Here is a 15,940-nt window from a genome sequence, read left to right as displayed (position 1 = left end):
CCTTACCATGTTCGCTGATTATTGATAGTTCCTTTGATGCCATCAATGTTTCGAAGCTTTCCGACTTCTTCAAACAGATTTATTAGCTTTTCTCTTCTGTAAGGATCAATTAACTCGTCACGGCAACTGGCATTCAAATGATTAAGTTGTTTTACTACCTGCTGCACCTCAGTTTCAAGCTCCAATTGTCTATAGCCAAGGCCCTTACTTTGATTGATAAAACTGCTCAGGATCTGGTCGAATCTTTCAATGTCATCGATTGAATAACAATAATAGGCCTCAAAAGGATTATCATAGATTTCTCCATCCATGCATCTTCTAATCTGGCCAATAAGTCTTTGCCTTTCTTCTGTCTCTGCTTTTATATATCGCTCCATTAGGCATAGCAGATCATTTACTTGATCTGGTGCATAGGTAATGCAAGCCTTCATGTCAGCAATGATCTCGTCCTTCTTCTTTTTAAGTTCCGCTAGATTTCTCTGGGTATTCATTATCTTCCACCTGCCTTTCCAAACAGCTTTTCTTTATATGCCGGTGCATGTACGGCAAGGTTGTATCGTTCGTTCCCACACTTATATAAGCAGACGCCACGTTGAGGGAACTTAATGAGGTTGTATTCTGACTCTTCTAATTGCAAGGTGTCCATGTAAAACTGCTTGTCGATATTGCCAGCATTAAATAAAAACGCATGCGTTGGAATGGAGAACAGCGGTTTTGTCAGTTCTCTGATCCCCTCGATATTGAAATCTTCAAGGTTTTGAGAACTTAGAATAACCGATGATTCTTTCTTACGCACACGTTTCATAAAGTTTCGGATATATTCAATTGCAGTGAGATTGGTTAAGAACAGATAGAGTTCATCAATACCTGCAGTTGTATTGCCTTCCGTCAGAAGCTTGTCGCTCATGAAGGAAAGTATATTGAAAAGCAAAGCGTTTTTGACATTTTTACTCGCTTGAAGCAGGCCTTTTACACCAAACACTATGAAGCGATTCGATGAGATGTTGGTGTGTCCATTAAAGAATTTACTTTCAGCACCCTGACACATGGAGTGGAGCCCAAGAAGTATTTCTTGAAGCAGTTCTGTCGTATAAAGTTGAAATTTGCCTTTGTCATAGTTTTGATATTCCTCTTCTATCAATTGGTAAAGGTCTGAAAGGATCGGATAGTCATTGGAACTTAAGCTTTTAAAATTGGTATTGTCACTGATATTCCACTTGATATATAGCTTGCCAAGCATAATTTCAATGACATCAATATGCTTATCATCAAAATCCTTATAGCATCTAAAGAAGTCTTTTAAGAATGAAATATGCTGACTGAGTTTTGTTGCCTGTCTAAAAGCAATGGGTGCATCCTTATCTTGTGGCGATCCACCCTCATCCCATGTTTTGGGTTCAAGCGGATTGATCATGTACTCACCAGACATCAAATCTACAAAGCATCCACCGATGTTATCAGCGAGCTCCACATACTCATGCTCAGGATCAAGGCAGATGACATTCTTGCCAGATTCCAGTATGTTGCACAAAATGAGTTTCAAAAGATAGCTCTTGCCCTGCCCGGAGTTCCCCAAGATGAGGATACACGGATTGGTTTTGTCATCATCTCTCTTGTCAAAATCTACAATGACATTGGATCCATATTTGTCTCTGCCTAAATAAAAGCCATTGCTATCGGTCTTCCCCGAATAGTTGAAGGGATATAGATTGGCGACTGATGATGCCGGAAGCACCCTTTCATACTGACTGCCGAACACATTTCTACCCGTTGGCCCAACACACATAAAACCCTGCTGCTGTCTAAGCATCAACCGATCCACATTCAATTTGCTCCTTACAAGCTCAGTCAGAACATCCGTCTGCAAGAGCTTTAAGCCATCCATATCACTAGCAGTAAGTTCAATATAAACAGCACAGTGAAGTAATGGTTCTCTATTTCGGTGCATGGTAGATACCAAGGTAACCACATCTTGAAGGTTACTTTCTGCGGTGACGGTCTGCTGAAGGTCATTCGTGCTTGTGGAATGCATGCGGTTCTTATTAGCTGCATTATGAATAATTTTCTTTTCTTCAGTTGCTGTCACCTGTCTTGTATAGATACGCAGTGTAACACCATCTTTTTCTCCCAAGTGTCCTAGAATTGCTTGCTCATTGGTGCTTGTCGGATACTCTCGAAGTGCCCAAACACAGCGGAACGTGTTGCCACAAATAAAATGGTCCACGTTGAACTTGATGACTGATGGAGCAATCATATCGACAAATGATTTTACTTCACTTCCCGTCATATCATTGGTTTTTATCTTTTTCATTCACTCACCCTTTCTTTGCAATAAAAAAACAACTTCAAAGAAAATTCTTCAAAGCTGCCTAATATATTGTATTTAAATTAGTTCGGTTTGGTAATTGATAGCATTCAATTAAAAATATACTTAAAAACTAATCTTGATCCATTACCCTTTGGTGGTTCTTCTATTACCTCATACTTATATTCTCCATCTAACGTCCTCATTGCGGAACACACTGTTGGCATTGCATTTGCCATCTTTAACGTCTGATGAATATCTCCCGAACGAATTACGAGATCTTTTTTTCCTTGTGCTTTTGCAATTTCGATTTCTTTTTGAATGAATTCCCTCACTTTCGAGACAGATGGGTTCACCGACTTATTTTTAATCTCAACCACTTCAGCTTGTTTTGAAGATGTCGTCTGATTCCTAATAGTATTTATTTGCGCTGTATCCAAATCATTATTAAGCGCTGTATTATACTGAGGTTTATAGTATTTAATGAGTTCCCTCTCAGCTTTATTATAATCATGAGTTCTATGAAAATACACAGAGACTGTATGCCCCGATTTAATAGAGTCGAGTACCATTTTGTTTATCTTACAGTTAGTAGATTGGCCCCCAATAAAACAATTTTTGGGTGAAATATTCCCGTACCCCATATTGAATCTTTGAGCAAAATCCGCTGCTTGACCAATGTAGACAAGTATGTCATCGATAAAAAACGCATATACCCCTGCTACTCCCGACCATTTCGAATGTATTGAAAATTTACAAAATGTACCTGAACCATGTTTATTCAACTCAAAAGAATCCTTTTTACTGTAATTTTCTTGCGGAGAATACTCTTGAATCTTACCCGATTCATCTAAAATTGGATTAATATCTTGGATATATTCGAAATCATAGCTCAGCAATTTCTTCATTTCAACTCACCTCAAAATAGTTTAATCAACGAATCATTTGTACATACTAATGCATTGATTATACCACCTTGGTATATTTTGCAAAAGGATTTGGAATCGATTCATTAATCACCAATAATCACCCACCTTTCGCCATCATAATCCTCAAACTTCTCTGTCGTTACATTCTGCTCGTAGTAGACTCCGAGTAATCGCTTTATGTCAGCATTATCTGCTCGTCTAGCAGTAAAGCCTTGATCCTTAAGGCTTTTTTCAATTCTTGATAGATAAGGAAACACATCTGAAGTTTTATCTTTCTGACTGTTCTCATCGCCTCTGTTTAATCTAATAATGATTAGAAACTCTCGAGCAGTAGCCATTTGAACCTGCATTCGGTCGAGATTGGTACTGTCCATTTGAAGTAGTTTTCTAATCACTGGATTTGATTCTTCTTCCATTCTTTTTTTCAGGTATTGCTTGTTTTCATCAAAGTTCTCTTTCGAGTTTAGACAAAGCATTTCGATCTCAGCAATTCCTTTAAGCACAGTCATGAGGGCATAGATCCTTGCACTGACTGTTGATTCAGATAAAACAGAAATGTTTGTTGGATGAATGATGAAATAGACTAGTTCCCCATATGCCGTTTTAATGCTATAGTCCGTGATTTCATTGATCCCTATAAGCTCCCTTGTGGACTGCTTTTGTTTTTCTTTCTGACGATTATTTTTCAAATCTACAACCTCCATTCATACATTTGCGGTTTTAAAATAAAAAAAGCACAGGCATAACGGATAAAATCCAAAATACTCGTGTCCTCAAATCGGATTGCTAAAAAGGCATAAACTGCTGTTATTACTATAGGGACCAAGATTCCAGTCTGTGAAAGTGCAAATACAGAAATCAGAAGTCCTACTCCAATAATGCCAATATCTTTTAGTTCCCAAAGCCAAAGTGTGGCTTTAGCTTTCAGATTGTCAGGGTACATGTACATCTATCGCTCCTCCTCTTCTTGTCTGATTTTTCTCAAAAAACAAGCAATTCCATGCATAATAAAATCTACACATGGAACTGCTACACTATTTCCGAGAGCTTTATATCTCGGACTATCTGATGCTTTTGGTATATCTGTCCACCCATCTGGAAAGCCTTGAAGTCTTTCACATTCTAGTGGGGTTAATCTCCGAACAAGATTAATTGAGGATAGTCTTTTATCAATTTCAGTATCCTCTTTTTTCTCAGATGTCATCTCTTGATAGTCTATTATGCATTTATCTTGACTCACATATTGATTTCCAATTCCTTTTTCATCACCTACACACAAAGCTCCAACGATATTCTGGTAGGCTTTCGGGATTGAACATACAGCATGGATGTCTGCTGTAGTCAAGGTATAGCTTATATTTTCTTGAAAGCCACAACCATTTCCACCATTCTTATCTTGCCGATTGATGATGTTACTTGCGATACAATAACTTTCGTCATTCATGTGTTTTGAAACCAAAGGAACATTATTACCACCTGTCCCGTATGTTGCTGCAATAGTTGGTGCTACATTTAGTGGGCCAGTGTATCTACAGTCCTTCGCATGATTATCGAATAGAAGCGCTTGTTCATTTTCTTCCTTTTCTAATTCAACACCCTCTTTGTAACGCTGAGTCACTATTGGCAGATGTCCTCCCATGCAAGCTCTCAAAGTGGATGTAATATTCTCAGTGATATCCATCCGATTACCACCTTGGTCGTTAAGGCAAATCATAGGTTCTGTAATAAAGGTCTGCATCTGCATATTTTGAGTTGCCATTAACGCACCTGATATTCCATTTAGATCGATGCCCTCGTTTCGTTGATTGATGTGATATGATCTCAGTTCTGTTGCCAAATTGTTCGATAAATCTTGATCCAAATTAGCGATACCTGCCTGAATTTCGAGAGCCTTTTTAAGTTGAAATGGTAGTTCTTTATCTCTAGCTTTCGACCTTCTAAGTATTCCTAAGCAAGCGGTCTTGCTCAAATAATATTTTGGGAGCGGTGTATCCTCCAAAATCTGCGACAAGAAAGATTCTTTTGCGTCGTTGGGCGACACCCCAGTGTTGAGCATCGAGAACTCTCCAAGCAACGGAGAATTGACTTCCCAAAATGCACCCAGCAGATTTCCATACCCCTCCCGGAGGTCGAGGTATAAGTATGTTGTTGTCAGCAATTCTTGCGGTTTCCTCAAGAACTGCTTTGAAATCTTCTCCTTCTGCTGATGAAAATGCTCCAGGGACGTTTTCCCAAACGAAGAATCGAGGTCGCACAAGGTCATTTGTTTTGCCTCGTTTTCCATCTTCAATCCTCATTTCTTTCGTTATCCTTATCTGTTCCATGAAAAGCCCTGATCGCTCACCGGCAAGTCCAGCTCTTTGTCCTGCAACAGATAAATCCTGACAAGGAGATCCTCCACAAATAATGTCCACAACAGGAAGGGTATTTCCACTAAGTTTTGTAATATCCCCTACGTGAAGCATTTCAGGAAATCTTATTTTTGTGACCTCAATTGGAAAACTCTCAATTTCACTTGCCCACAATGGAACAATACCATTGTGGACTGCTGCAAGTGGAAAACCTCCTATTCCATCAAAGAGGCTTCCCATAGTAATCATGGCAACGCCTCCCTTTGCGCCAGTCGTAACATTTTTATAATCCTCCCAATTAATCTATTTTGGTATAGCCTGTGCAATCGTTCTAGTTGTATTAACGGCTGCTTGAGCGGTGTAAACCGCGCTCATCACATTTGCTTTTGTTGATGTATCTAGACCAAAGGCACCCGCGATTCTTGGTACTTCTCCTGCTGATAACATGAGTCCAAGACCGAGGAGAGCGTTATCTTTTACCACCATTAGGCCTGCAGTCAGTATTGTTGCCTGCAAAAAAGTCGTGAGGCAAAGACCAATGATTTGCTTTATCCACTGAATAAATCCATCAATGTATCCTCTTGGAACCGAGAACATATAAAGACTTCCTACGGCTATCTGTATGAGCAGGATTCCACCTCTTTTAAGGTTTGCAAAGAACACTTTCACGACTGCATATCCCATGAGGATAATAATAAAAAGTGCCATAATAGGACTCGTTATCGTAGAAAGTCCACCGAACACACCTGAACTGCCTACGCTTGAAACGTCACTGATGTTTCCCAGTTCTCCAATGATTGCATTTGCAAGTTCACCAACACCGCTATTGTGACCCGTAATGCCTGCGGTTAAACTGCTTTGTAGAGTTACTGATAACTTATAGAGTTCGATTGGTACAGTTGTGAAAAGACTCACTGCCATGAATCCTTTAATAGCATTAAGCGCAGCATCTTTGACACTTCCTCTTCCTGATTGATACTCAATTCCTGTTTCAAAGCAAGACACAACTAACCCCACCACATACAGCATCCAAGCAAGATAAGTGAAAAAAAGCACAATGCTTTGCACCCATGTCATATCAAAAAGCTCAACACCCATGTTGCCCATCTGGGCAAAGAAATCTCCCAGAAAACCTACAAGATGACCATAAAACCAGTCAATAATCTGGTCCATGACATCACCCATTACAAAATCCCATATAAACATTTGACAGCTACCTCCTTTCCATCAAAGTGAAAAGGCATGCCGTTTTTGTCACGACATGCCTCTCTTCATTACATTTGTTGATTTAGGGAATAACTGTTTCTCATCTCTTGTGTCTGCTCTTTGAATAGCTCAGCATAGTCACTCACCGATTCAGCCATTACTTTGTAATCTGCATTAGTCGGCTGGTAAGCATACCACTCCGCTTTTTCGTTATAAATCCAGATGTATGGTTCTATGCCATCTCTAAAATTGGGGTTATTAAGCTTTTTCTTCCCCCAAGCATCTGAAAATTTCAAAGTGAGTGTGTCAATGACGCCATCATTTTTATCAATGACTGTCGCCTTGATCCCTTCATATTTCTGATGAGTTCCAAGCGTTACAAATTCAAGTTTCATTCTAGTCTTCTCACCCAAAGTACCATAGCAGGCTTTTCCGATGAATTTGACATCATTGAATGCGTGATCTTTTGCGAAAAATTTTCTTAGTTCCTGTTCAAAAAAGTTCATAGACAAGGCCTCCTATATCCCGAGTATTTTCCAAATATATGTTGGGGCAGTTAATGTGAAAACAAGACACGCAAACAAAATGGCCGGCGCTGCCCATTCAAATTGTCCGTGTTTCCGATAGTCAAAGTATGCCATCCCAAGTTTAGCAAAGAAAAAAACCGCTAGAATAAGGTCGATTGCCGGAAAGACTACCTTGTTCACAACGGTTTTGATTTGCCCAGATGCATCAGTCCAAGTGCTCTCAATTGCTCCTGCAACATCTCCAGTACCACCTGCAAAGGCTGTGGTACTAAACATTAATGTCAGCAGCAATACCATGCAGATAATCACTGCTATTTTTTTATTTTTTTTCATTTAGATTTTCCACCTCTCTTTTTTTGATCTAAGGTTTTAGCGGTGCAATGTGCCAGTCATTCCAAAGGTTGCCCCTGATTGTTAATGAGTCCGATAGGTTCATGGATAACATCCCAACAGGAGTCCATGCATCGATGACCCAAGTATTCACTGTGTAGTTTCCATCAGGCATCCATATAGGTGTGAAGTGTGTTCGGTTACTGTAAGTGCTATATGGATTCCTCTTATACTCAAATCTAGCCGTTGATCCACTTTGAATTTTTTCAAGTAGCCTCCAGTAAGTTTTGTACTGAAACTCAGGAAAATAAGCCACTGCATTTTGAGGATGTGTGACTGCAGTACTCTGGTTACTGGTGATTGATGCAGTTACAGATTCATTGATTCCGTATCCACTTTTCATCGTTCTGCCATTTGCTGTTGGGTTTTTACTGTCGCATCTGATACTCATGGTCGATGAAAAAGTAGCATAATATTGATCAAGGTTAAATTCCCACCATCCTCGATCAACCCAATTTGATACCCAGTAACTACTCGAGTGTGAGTTTCCCTCGCTATCCGTCCATGAGTCTCTCTCCCAATGACCTTCATCGACCCAGTATGCAAACCACCAAGGTCGCCAAATACTCCAATCTGCCCTTGTCATTTCTTGTCTTGCAGGTACTGATGAAAATGTGAACTCATCGTTCCTATCATCTGCTACAGGATTTGGTGGCGGATTCTTATCAAGGTCAATGATTTTAACATGAATCGTTGATTTCGAAGTATTTCCGGGACCACTTACAGTTACTTGTATGGTCATGTTTTTTGGTTCCGAAGGCGTCCTCCATTTGACCCATGCCAATTGTGAATCACCACTCGGATAAAATACATTTCCAACGTTATAGGTAGTTCCTTCAATGCTAAAACTGACCCGCGTTGGGTGATCTGGATCCGATTGACCACCACTAACCGTAACCGCTGTGATGACATCCGTGTTGACTCGGTATTCATAATCATTAGCACTTACTACTGGTGCTTCGGTTGGTTCATCCTTATACCTGACTATACCAAGTCCTAATGAGGATTTAATATTTGCATTTGTAGCTGGTGTTGTCGTGCTACCACTCCACGCAGGATATCCTAAATCCGCAACTTCTAAGAACATGGCTAGTGGCAAGTTTTTATGAGTTAATGAAACCATTCTTTTTCTTAGCAAGCCATTTACTTTCTCATCATACATTGCAGCTTCAGTCGCTGTAGTTGCAATCATAACCCCTTCAAATTTATAATATGCCATTGGTTCAAGTAGTAATTTGTAATCGCCACTGACTAAAACGTCATAGTTCATACCGGTCTGATTGGCAATCAACTTGACCAGATACTCCGAACAGAAGTATTTTTTAATAGCTGTTATGTTATTTTTCCCGCTCGTACTGATTATCTTAGGCATGCTCTGAGATGGTTTCACACTAGCATATCCACCTTTTACTGGTGATAGTGCTCTACCGCTACTGTATTGGACTTTACTCACTTTACCAAAGTGATAAATGGACGCACTGGGCTGCTTGTTTGTAATATCAATCGGTGTCGTTACTACTGCATGATCACTACTTCTAACAACAGTAACTCTAACGCCTTCATTCCCGGGATTCCATACATTGGTACTGGTTCCCGAACCCATATCCCCACCACCGGTATCGATGTTTCCGTCCCCATCAGCAAATGCATTCATTGGTACCAATAGACTGAATATCATCAGAATCATCAAAACGCTTCTAGCTATTTTTTTCATTTGTGCTCCTTTCTGCAAAAGAAAAAGCACCGCTATATGCAGTGCCCTCATTTGCTACTATTCTTAATTCATCGATCCAACTTCTTTGTTGATATCTCCATCGCTTTCTCCGTTAATCACTTGATTCGCTCCGCCATCTGGCACACTATCAAATCCGGGTAGCCCACCAGAAGGTTTCTGTTCCGTAGTCGTTACCGGTTTATTTGGCTTTGGTGTTGTAGTCGTTGTAGGATTCTTATCTTCTGATTTTTGTGGATCTACTTTTTCACCGTCAGGCTTTTGTGTCGGATCAGTCAGTTGTTCTTCAGTATAAGTTGGTTTATCGGGAACATCACCTTGAATTTTTTGGTCTGTTCCTGTATCGTCTGCACCACTATCCACTTGAGTTTCTTTTGGCACTTCGATTGGCTCGACCTTGACCTCGTCATTTTTATTTGTTTCTGCACCATTTGGGTTTTCTACGACAACCTTGCTTATTTCAGTGTTCTGAGTATTATTGATTGCCTCGGTCACTGGTGCTTTCGTAAATCTAGCCCCGATCATCACAATAAGTGCCACGCTGATCACAAGACCGCAAGCCAGTACTACTCTTTTCTTCGTTTTATCATTAATATTTTTCATGAGAAATGCCTCCTTAATTTTTAAAGTATTGTCCTTCTTAAACCTCACCCTAGCACAAGCCTTTTGAATAGTCTACTATAATTTTACAAGTTCTTAGAATCTAAAATTTCGGGGTGTAACCAGCGCTGTTTTTGACCTTAATTATCATGGGTGGCAGAAGTTTTCCACCAAATGATACAGGTACTTCAAGCATAATGGAACTATCCACCTTAAACCTTTGCTGTTTAATATCGCCGCTAGCCAGTGGTGCATTTTGGATATCAACATTCAAATCCCATATTTTAAACTCTGTTTTACCTTCACCGGTTGTTTTAATGTGCTCATAGCCAAGTTGCTTCAGACCAAGAATGCCATCTAAACGATCATAAACATCACCATAGTCGAAGGACTCTTCAAAATCTGTATCAATAGGTTGATACCCACCTGAGTACCCTTCACGAACACCATGATAAACATCATCATAATTGTCACTGACTGTTGAAATGACAGCTGACTGAAGTGCATCACGAACACCCTGTGCAACTATCATGAGCCTAAAATATTCAGATATTCCAGTGAAAATCATGACCAAGCACAGCGTGATGGCAACTGCTAGTGGAAAACCACTACCTCTGTTGTTTGACAGTATTTTTTTTACTTCCAATAGACCTCCCCCTTTCCTGCAGCATCAGCTCTGAGGGTAATCGGGAAGGAGCCAAAACCGCCAAACAGTCCTATGTTAATCGGATAAGTCACTGTCACTGATATTTCTTCGTTGAGCTGAATCTGACCCGATTTTGACCATACAATCGTTGGGATAATTCCAGTTTTTTCTCTTAAAATCAGTTCTCTCTGTGTAGTTTCTGTTCCCACTCTTCCAGCAATTTCTGCTTCTCTCATTAGCTCAACAGCAAAGGTGTCCACCTGCTGTTTGATGATGTAGGCAGGAAACACCTTCACAGCAAGCGCAATCACGAGCATTGCACAAAGTACAAGCACAACCACATCAATGTATCCTTCACCACGGTTGCTTTTTAATAAATGCCTCACACTTCACCACCTCCCCTAAAACATTCCGCCAAGGGAACGTAAAATTTCATACACAATAATTGCCATGTAGGTCATGAGGAAACACATGAGCATGATGAAACTGAACACTCGAATTTTGGGTGGTATCTTCATTGCCTGTGCTTTCAATCTTTGAAGTTCCAGTTGTTTCATATCATGGGCAAGCATCTGAAAATATACGCCCCCTTCGTCACCCCTAAGAACACCAATTAAACCTCTTGTGATATCCGATAGCATAGGCGAGTTGATTCTTGCCTCAAATCTTGTAAGGGCCGCTTCATAACTACTAGATCTCATATCCGCAGTTAAAACGTCCAGTTCATTTCCAAACTCCTCCCCAGCATTTTTCTTAAAGTTCTCAAGTATGCCAAGAACATCTCTACTTGCCTTCAGCTCTTGTGTAATCGTAGCCACAAACCTTGGCAGTTCTGATTCGATTTTTTCTCTTTTGGCAGACAGTTTTTCATCGGCCTTTTTAATTTCTTTGAAGTAGATCATCACCGCGAGGAACATCAAAACAGGAGCAAGTAACGGCAAAACCAGAAGGCATGGGATAACACCAATTGCCACGAGCAAAGCCTTAACAAGTGCGAAAGCCATAAATTCTTCTGGACTTTGGTTCATGCCGGCGGCTTTTAAAGTGTTTTTCATCCTGCTTTTTTTGTATTCATCCATTGGAAGATGTTTGGCAAGTTTCACCGATAAACTGCCAATCAAAACATCCAGATTTTTCGCCTTACCCTTATTCTGACTTACCGCAGAGATCATGGCTTTCCCCGTTGCAAGTCTTGGAAGCTTAAATACCTCAGCTAGTATAAAGAACAGACCCACGGCAAAAAGAAGTCCAAATAGCACAATCAATATCATCATTTCTGCCTACCTCCTATACTCAATGGGCTGTGTCAGCTTAATAACAAATGCTGCTGAAATAAAGATTGCAGCGAAACAGATGGCTAGAATAATCTGGCCAAGAGGTGTATGCATTAAAGCGTTGTACCAGTCCTTATTCAAAAAATATAATAGCGGTATGTTTCCAACCACTAAGAGCTGCATGGAGATAAATTCTTTTCTCGGCTCAAAGACCATATTTTCTAGCTCGCCATTTACCACTCGCATATCAGATAATTTAGATACGATGGGTGTTAGTGTGGTTTTTAGGTTTCTATCAATCTGGCATGCAATCAAAGCATCGCACCATTCACGAAACACAGCGTTTTCAAGCTGAACTTTCATTTCCTCCAAACCTGCTGCAATGTCTGGGTTGATCATCTTAATGCGATAGACGAATCCCTTGAATACAGACAGAACTGGCGGATTCAGATAGTCGATATTTTCTTCTACCGCAGTCACAATATCTTCATTTCTTAGGTACGCTGTCGTGATGATCGACAGAGCTGTTTCAAGCTCAGCTGCAATATCCCTTTTAAAATGGGTTTGTGTCAGCCTCACATACCAAAACGGTAGAAGCATAAAACCGATACCAAGAACAGGCGCTGAAAAGAAATTGCCAAGCACAATTGCAATTCCACTGCCAATGGCAAAAAGAAATAACGACACTGCGCAGATCATTGGAAACCATCCTTCTCGTCCGGTCAGCTTCAAAATTGACTGCACTTCAATGACTTCTCGTCTAAAGTAAGACACTTTCTTTCGTTTGGTTATTTCATTTATTTCTTCTTTGATACTGCGCGGTTTGTTCAAAATATTTTTGAAAACGCTATCTGTAAATTCCATTGGTGATAGCGATAAGATGATAAAAAAGCCCGTGATCATTCCGATACAGGCAATTAGTAGTATCACATTCATCTTTAAGTCACTTCCCTTCGCTTCATTCGATTGATCATTTCAATGGGCATCCCATTTTCAAGGAGCCTTTTGGACAAGCTCTCGGAAATGCTATACTCCTGTTTATGTGTTCCCTCAATGATAAACTTGCCCTGCTCATCCATTCGATTCTCCGTAATGATGTACTGAAACAGTACGCGATAATTCCTGGAACCATCCGGTAGAATTTCGCATTCCATGATTTCCATCATCTTTCTCTGCTTGTTTTCAAGCTGTTTGCAAAAGACAACGATAGGATAGGCTTCTGTCACATATCCCATAAGCGTGTCATCTGACATATCCACCGCACGTTTACAAAGGGATACCATCCTTCGGTAAGTTGCTTCACAAGAGTTGGCATGAATTGTTGTAAGTACCGCAATACCTGTTCGAGCTGCCTCCTGAGCTGCGTTTGCTTCAGCCCCACGCATTTCACCAACCACTGCAATATCCGGATTAAATCTCAGTGCCATATCAAGAAGCATGATTTGGTCGACTCTTTGTTTTTCATTCTCGCTGTCACGAGTGATGGTATGAATCACTGAATTGACGACTTTCCCATCATCTTGACGGATTAGGTCTAGCTCACGGGATCCATTTTCAATGGTATAGATTCTCTTGTTGTTTGGGATGGTTGTAAGAAGCCATCCCAGGACCGTTGTTTTACCAGAGCTTGTCGCTCCTGCTACGCAAACAGAAATGCCGTAGCGAATCAGGTTGGACAGGAAGTCGAGCATCTCCTCCGTAGCTGTACCACTCCTGACAAAATCCTCTTTCCTCATGCTTTGAGGATTAACAATTCGGATAGATGCTGCAATGCCAACGTCTTCATCCACAAGTGGCGTTTTAAGGACAGCAATTCGGATATTCTTTGAAAGATGTCCAAGGACTGCAGGGCTTGCGTTATCAAGGACCATCCCAGAGACATGAAGCATTCTTCTAATGACATTGATGGCGTGTTCCGGTGAGTCAAAGTGCTCTTTCAATTTTTCATTTCGTCCATCAGAGTATTGCACCTCGATATCCTGCCATGAGTTGATATCTATCTCCTCAATGCCTTTTCCAAAGATGTATTTTGTGAGAAAACCATACTCAGCCATTTCGGTATATAGGGCATCAACCAGTTCTTGTCCTTCCATGCCCTTGACTGCAATTCTTTCATCCATGACGTACTTGCTGATGTAACGTTTCATCTGCTCTTTAGCATCTTCCAAGCCCTGATCCGTGATCAGAACAGAGTAGTTGCTAGAGATGTATTCTTGCACTTCTTTGAGGACAGTCTGAAAATCCTTCTTTTCTGACTCAGGGGCGAAAAATAAGGAGTGTGTACGATTTTCAGTACCCAGCTCCTTGTTTTTCTTATATTTGTTTGAGGTGTTCATGAGTTCTTCGATTCGATTATCCATTGGTTCGATCAGTTTTTCATTTCGATTATCTAGCATCCGAACACCTCCTTTGCAATTTTTTCAATTTCTTTTCTGTATTCCCTGCTGTTTTTAAGTGTCAGGTCTGCAAGTAAATTTCCTGCTAAGGTCTGTTCTTCCACTTCCTCTGAATAAGGCAGTTTAAAAGAAAGACTCCCAAGTGCTCCTGCCATATGTTCTATTCCGTGATTGGATTTGACATTGGATGCGACTTTGTACTGCTTGTCTATATCCCAGTTGCTGTTCTGTAAGAGTGACAGCTGACTGGAGAGATAGCTTATAGACTTCAAATCACAATTGGCAAGCCTGAGAACACTGTCACATTCAAGAAGTGAAACAGCTGATAGAATGTCATTGGCAATGTAGCTACTGCAGTCAATGATAACAAATGGCGCTATTTTTCTAAGCGATTCAATAAACTCCATCGCTTGCACTTTTGAATACGAAGCATAGGTGTACTCATTCTCGCCTTTCAGCATACCAATCATTGTTAGGTAGGCCATCTTCTTGTGGGTGATCATGTTGTATTTCACCAACGGTTCGGTCACATGTGTCGCAGACAGAATGCTTCCGAGTGACTTTTCACATTCCAAATCTGATGGCGGACAAATGCAAGGCAGCATCGGTGCAGTCATATCACACAGTACTAAAATGACATTTTTCTTTTTATCTGCAAGATACTTGGCTAGTTTGACGGCAGTCGTTGTTTTACCGGATCCTGGGCTTCCCCAGACAGCTAGAACACCGCCGTGGAGAATCTCTTCTTTTACTGATTCTTCTTTGGCATCACGGGAGAAGATTGAATTCTTCTTAAAATTGATCATCCTTATTCCCCCTGTCCAACTAAAGTTGTAGCATTAGTGCTGTTTTTGGGATATAGAGCATCTAAAATTTTAGTCTGAGTATCAAGAAACTCCTTAATATTTTTCTGGTCTCCTCGATACACAAGTGAAAGATGTGTCTTTCCATCTGCATCAAGACTAGCTAAAATATTTCCTTGTTCAGGTGTTACAAGTAGTGTAACTGTTGAAGGTAATTCTCTTTCGTCCTCGGTAACCTTCTGTTCACCTGTGTTGGCATCATACCCGCTTGAAGCTGTGACTGAAATGACTTCCACATATTTAAGCTCTGGCGGAATAACAGTTGCCCCCTGTTTTTTATAATCTGGAGCAATGATAGATACAATATCACCGCTTTGAAGCTTTCCGGAAAGACCATTTGCAAAACTCTTAATGGTAATGGACATAGCTTGCTTACTGCCATCTAGATTGTACAAATAAGCATTTTCAGCAGCTGGTGATTTTGAAACTTTTGCATTCAAAATGTAATCCCCAATTGATAAATCAGCAAGTGCATAGCTTCCAACTACTGTTTCTTTTGATCTCACAACATCTGTTGGGAGGTTGTACCCACCAACTTCAATATTTTGGACCATATCCTTTGTAATTTGAGCCCCTACCTTTATTTCTTTAGTCACTCTGACAATCTCAGTCTTTTGGCTGATGCCTTTATTGAACAATGGCGTTATGCCAAAGCAAATGAGGAGTGAAAGCACAATGCAAAACACCCCGACAACCATTCTGTTTTTAAAAATATTCATAC

17 protein-coding genes and 1 pseudogene are annotated in these 15,940 nt (G+C 40.4%); all 18 read right to left on the bottom strand.

Annotated features, from left to right (window positions below; translation table 11 throughout):
• Positions 1–2: 2 nt before the first annotated feature.
• Entirely contained in the window at positions 3–491 is a 489-nt protein-coding gene (locus tag KHM83_RS10410) for a hypothetical protein (protein WP_213236953.1), read from the bottom strand.
• Complete coding sequence (locus tag KHM83_RS10405) at positions 491–2,311, bottom strand: VirB4 family type IV secretion system protein (RefSeq protein ID WP_213236952.1); 1,821 nt, start codon at positions 2,309–2,311, stop codon at positions 491–493. Before KHM83_RS10405 ends, KHM83_RS10410 begins: the two co-directional genes overlap by 1 nt.
• Positions 2,312–2,415: 104 nt before the next feature.
• Complete coding sequence (locus tag KHM83_RS10400; RefSeq protein ID WP_213236951.1) at positions 2,416–3,213, bottom strand: GIY-YIG nuclease family protein; 798 nt, start codon at positions 3,211–3,213, stop codon at positions 2,416–2,418.
• Positions 3,214–3,317: 104 nt separating this feature from the next.
• On the bottom strand, positions 3,318–3,938 hold the full coding sequence (locus tag KHM83_RS10395) for a hypothetical protein (protein ID WP_213236950.1): 621 nt from the start codon (positions 3,936–3,938) through the stop codon (positions 3,318–3,320).
• On the bottom strand, positions 3,926–4,183 hold the full coding sequence (locus KHM83_RS10390) for a hypothetical protein (protein ID WP_213236949.1): 258 nt from the start codon (positions 4,181–4,183) through the stop codon (positions 3,926–3,928). Before KHM83_RS10390 ends, KHM83_RS10395 begins: the two co-directional genes overlap by 13 nt.
• Positions 4,184–5,834 (bottom strand): annotated as a pseudogene (locus tag KHM83_RS10385) (DNA cytosine methyltransferase). It abuts the gene before it with no gap.
• Between the two features lie 54 nt (positions 5,835–5,888).
• A complete protein-coding gene (locus KHM83_RS10375; protein ID WP_213236947.1) occupies positions 5,889–6,791 on the bottom strand; it encodes a conjugal transfer protein TrbL family protein in 903 nt (300 codons plus the stop codon).
• 68 nt (positions 6,792–6,859) lie between these two features.
• Complete coding sequence (locus KHM83_RS10370; protein WP_213236946.1) at positions 6,860–7,297, bottom strand: hypothetical protein; 438 nt, start codon at positions 7,295–7,297, stop codon at positions 6,860–6,862.
• A gap of 12 nt (positions 7,298–7,309) precedes the next feature.
• Entirely contained in the window at positions 7,310–7,651 is a 342-nt protein-coding gene (locus KHM83_RS10365; protein WP_213236945.1) for a DUF3852 domain-containing protein, read from the bottom strand.
• A 28-nt stretch (positions 7,652–7,679) separates the two neighbouring features.
• The gene (locus KHM83_RS10360) at positions 7,680–9,422 is read right to left on the bottom strand and encodes a hypothetical protein (RefSeq protein ID WP_213236944.1); all 1,743 of its coding nucleotides are present in this window, start codon (positions 9,420–9,422) and stop codon (positions 7,680–7,682) included.
• A gap of 63 nt (positions 9,423–9,485) precedes the next feature.
• On the bottom strand, positions 9,486–10,043 hold the full coding sequence (locus KHM83_RS10355; protein ID WP_213236943.1) for a DUF6550 family protein: 558 nt from the start codon (positions 10,041–10,043) through the stop codon (positions 9,486–9,488).
• Between the two features lie 100 nt (positions 10,044–10,143).
• Positions 10,144–10,686, bottom strand: coding sequence for a hypothetical protein (locus KHM83_RS10350; protein WP_213236942.1), 543 nt, complete (start codon positions 10,684–10,686; stop codon positions 10,144–10,146).
• Complete coding sequence (locus tag KHM83_RS10345; protein ID WP_213236941.1) at positions 10,677–11,072, bottom strand: DUF4320 family protein; 396 nt, start codon at positions 11,070–11,072, stop codon at positions 10,677–10,679. Before KHM83_RS10345 ends, KHM83_RS10350 begins: the two co-directional genes overlap by 10 nt.
• Positions 11,073–11,087: 15 nt before the next feature.
• On the bottom strand, positions 11,088–11,960 hold the full coding sequence (locus KHM83_RS10340; protein WP_213236940.1) for a secretion protein F: 873 nt from the start codon (positions 11,958–11,960) through the stop codon (positions 11,088–11,090).
• 6 nt (positions 11,961–11,966) lie between these two features.
• A complete protein-coding gene (locus KHM83_RS10335; RefSeq protein ID WP_213236939.1) occupies positions 11,967–12,896 on the bottom strand; it encodes a type II secretion system F family protein in 930 nt (309 codons plus the stop codon).
• 2 nt (positions 12,897–12,898) lie between these two features.
• The gene (locus KHM83_RS10330; protein WP_246543030.1) at positions 12,899–14,296 is read right to left on the bottom strand and encodes a CpaF/VirB11 family protein; all 1,398 of its coding nucleotides are present in this window, start codon (positions 14,294–14,296) and stop codon (positions 12,899–12,901) included.
• Between the two features lie 53 nt (positions 14,297–14,349).
• Positions 14,350–15,162 (bottom strand): AAA family ATPase, encoded by an 813-nt coding sequence (locus tag KHM83_RS10325; protein ID WP_213236938.1) that lies wholly within the window; start codon positions 15,160–15,162, stop codon positions 14,350–14,352.
• Between the two features lie 2 nt (positions 15,163–15,164).
• Positions 15,165–15,938: a Flp pilus assembly protein CpaB gene (gene cpaB / locus KHM83_RS10320; RefSeq protein ID WP_213236937.1), complete on the bottom strand. Its 774-nt coding sequence runs from the start codon at positions 15,936–15,938 to the stop codon at positions 15,165–15,167.
• Positions 15,939–15,940 lie beyond the last annotated feature (2 nt).

It is taken from the genome of Fusibacter paucivorans (genome assembly GCF_018390735.1).
Classification (GTDB): Bacteria; Bacillota; Clostridia; order Peptostreptococcales; family Acidaminobacteraceae; genus Fusibacter; species Fusibacter paucivorans.
This window is presented reverse-complemented; position numbering and strand designations above follow the sequence as displayed.

Bases quoted from the DNA above. Each gene is read 5' to 3' on its own strand.
- KHM83_RS10410 (WP_213236953.1), bottom strand. From the start codon at position 491: ATGAATACCCAGAGAAATCTAGCGGAACTTAAAAAGAAGAAGGACGAG.
- KHM83_RS10405 (WP_213236952.1), bottom strand. From the start codon at position 2,311: ATGAAAAAGATAAAAACCAATGATATGACGGGAAGTGAAGTAAAATCA.
- KHM83_RS10400 (WP_213236951.1), bottom strand. From the start codon at position 3,213: ATGAAGAAATTGCTGAGCTATGATTTCGAATATATCCAAGATATTAAT.
- KHM83_RS10395 (WP_213236950.1), bottom strand. From the start codon at position 3,938: ATGGAGGTTGTAGATTTGAAAAATAATCGTCAGAAAGAAAAACAAAAG.
- KHM83_RS10390 (WP_213236949.1), bottom strand. From the start codon at position 4,183: ATGTACATGTACCCTGACAATCTGAAAGCTAAAGCCACACTTTGGCTT.
- KHM83_RS10375 (WP_213236947.1), bottom strand. From the start codon at position 6,791: ATGTTTATATGGGATTTTGTAATGGGTGATGTCATGGACCAGATTATT.
- KHM83_RS10370 (WP_213236946.1), bottom strand. From the start codon at position 7,297: ATGAACTTTTTTGAACAGGAACTAAGAAAATTTTTCGCAAAAGATCAC.
- KHM83_RS10365 (WP_213236945.1), bottom strand. From the start codon at position 7,651: ATGAAAAAAAATAAAAAAATAGCAGTGATTATCTGCATGGTATTGCTG.
- KHM83_RS10360 (WP_213236944.1), bottom strand. From the start codon at position 9,422: ATGAAAAAAATAGCTAGAAGCGTTTTGATGATTCTGATGATATTCAGT.
- KHM83_RS10355 (WP_213236943.1), bottom strand. From the start codon at position 10,043: ATGAAAAATATTAATGATAAAACGAAGAAAAGAGTAGTACTGGCTTGC.
- KHM83_RS10340 (WP_213236940.1), bottom strand. From the start codon at position 11,960: ATGATGATATTGATTGTGCTATTTGGACTTCTTTTTGCCGTGGGTCTG.
- KHM83_RS10335 (WP_213236939.1), bottom strand. From the start codon at position 12,896: ATGAATGTGATACTACTAATTGCCTGTATCGGAATGATCACGGGCTTT.
- KHM83_RS10330 (WP_246543030.1), bottom strand. From the start codon at position 14,296: ATGAACACCTCAAACAAATATAAGAAAAACAAGGAGCTGGGTACTGAA.
- KHM83_RS10325 (WP_213236938.1), bottom strand. From the start codon at position 15,162: ATGATCAATTTTAAGAAGAATTCAATCTTCTCCCGTGATGCCAAAGAA.
- cpaB (WP_213236937.1), bottom strand. From the start codon at position 15,938: ATGAATATTTTTAAAAACAGAATGGTTGTCGGGGTGTTTTGCATTGTG.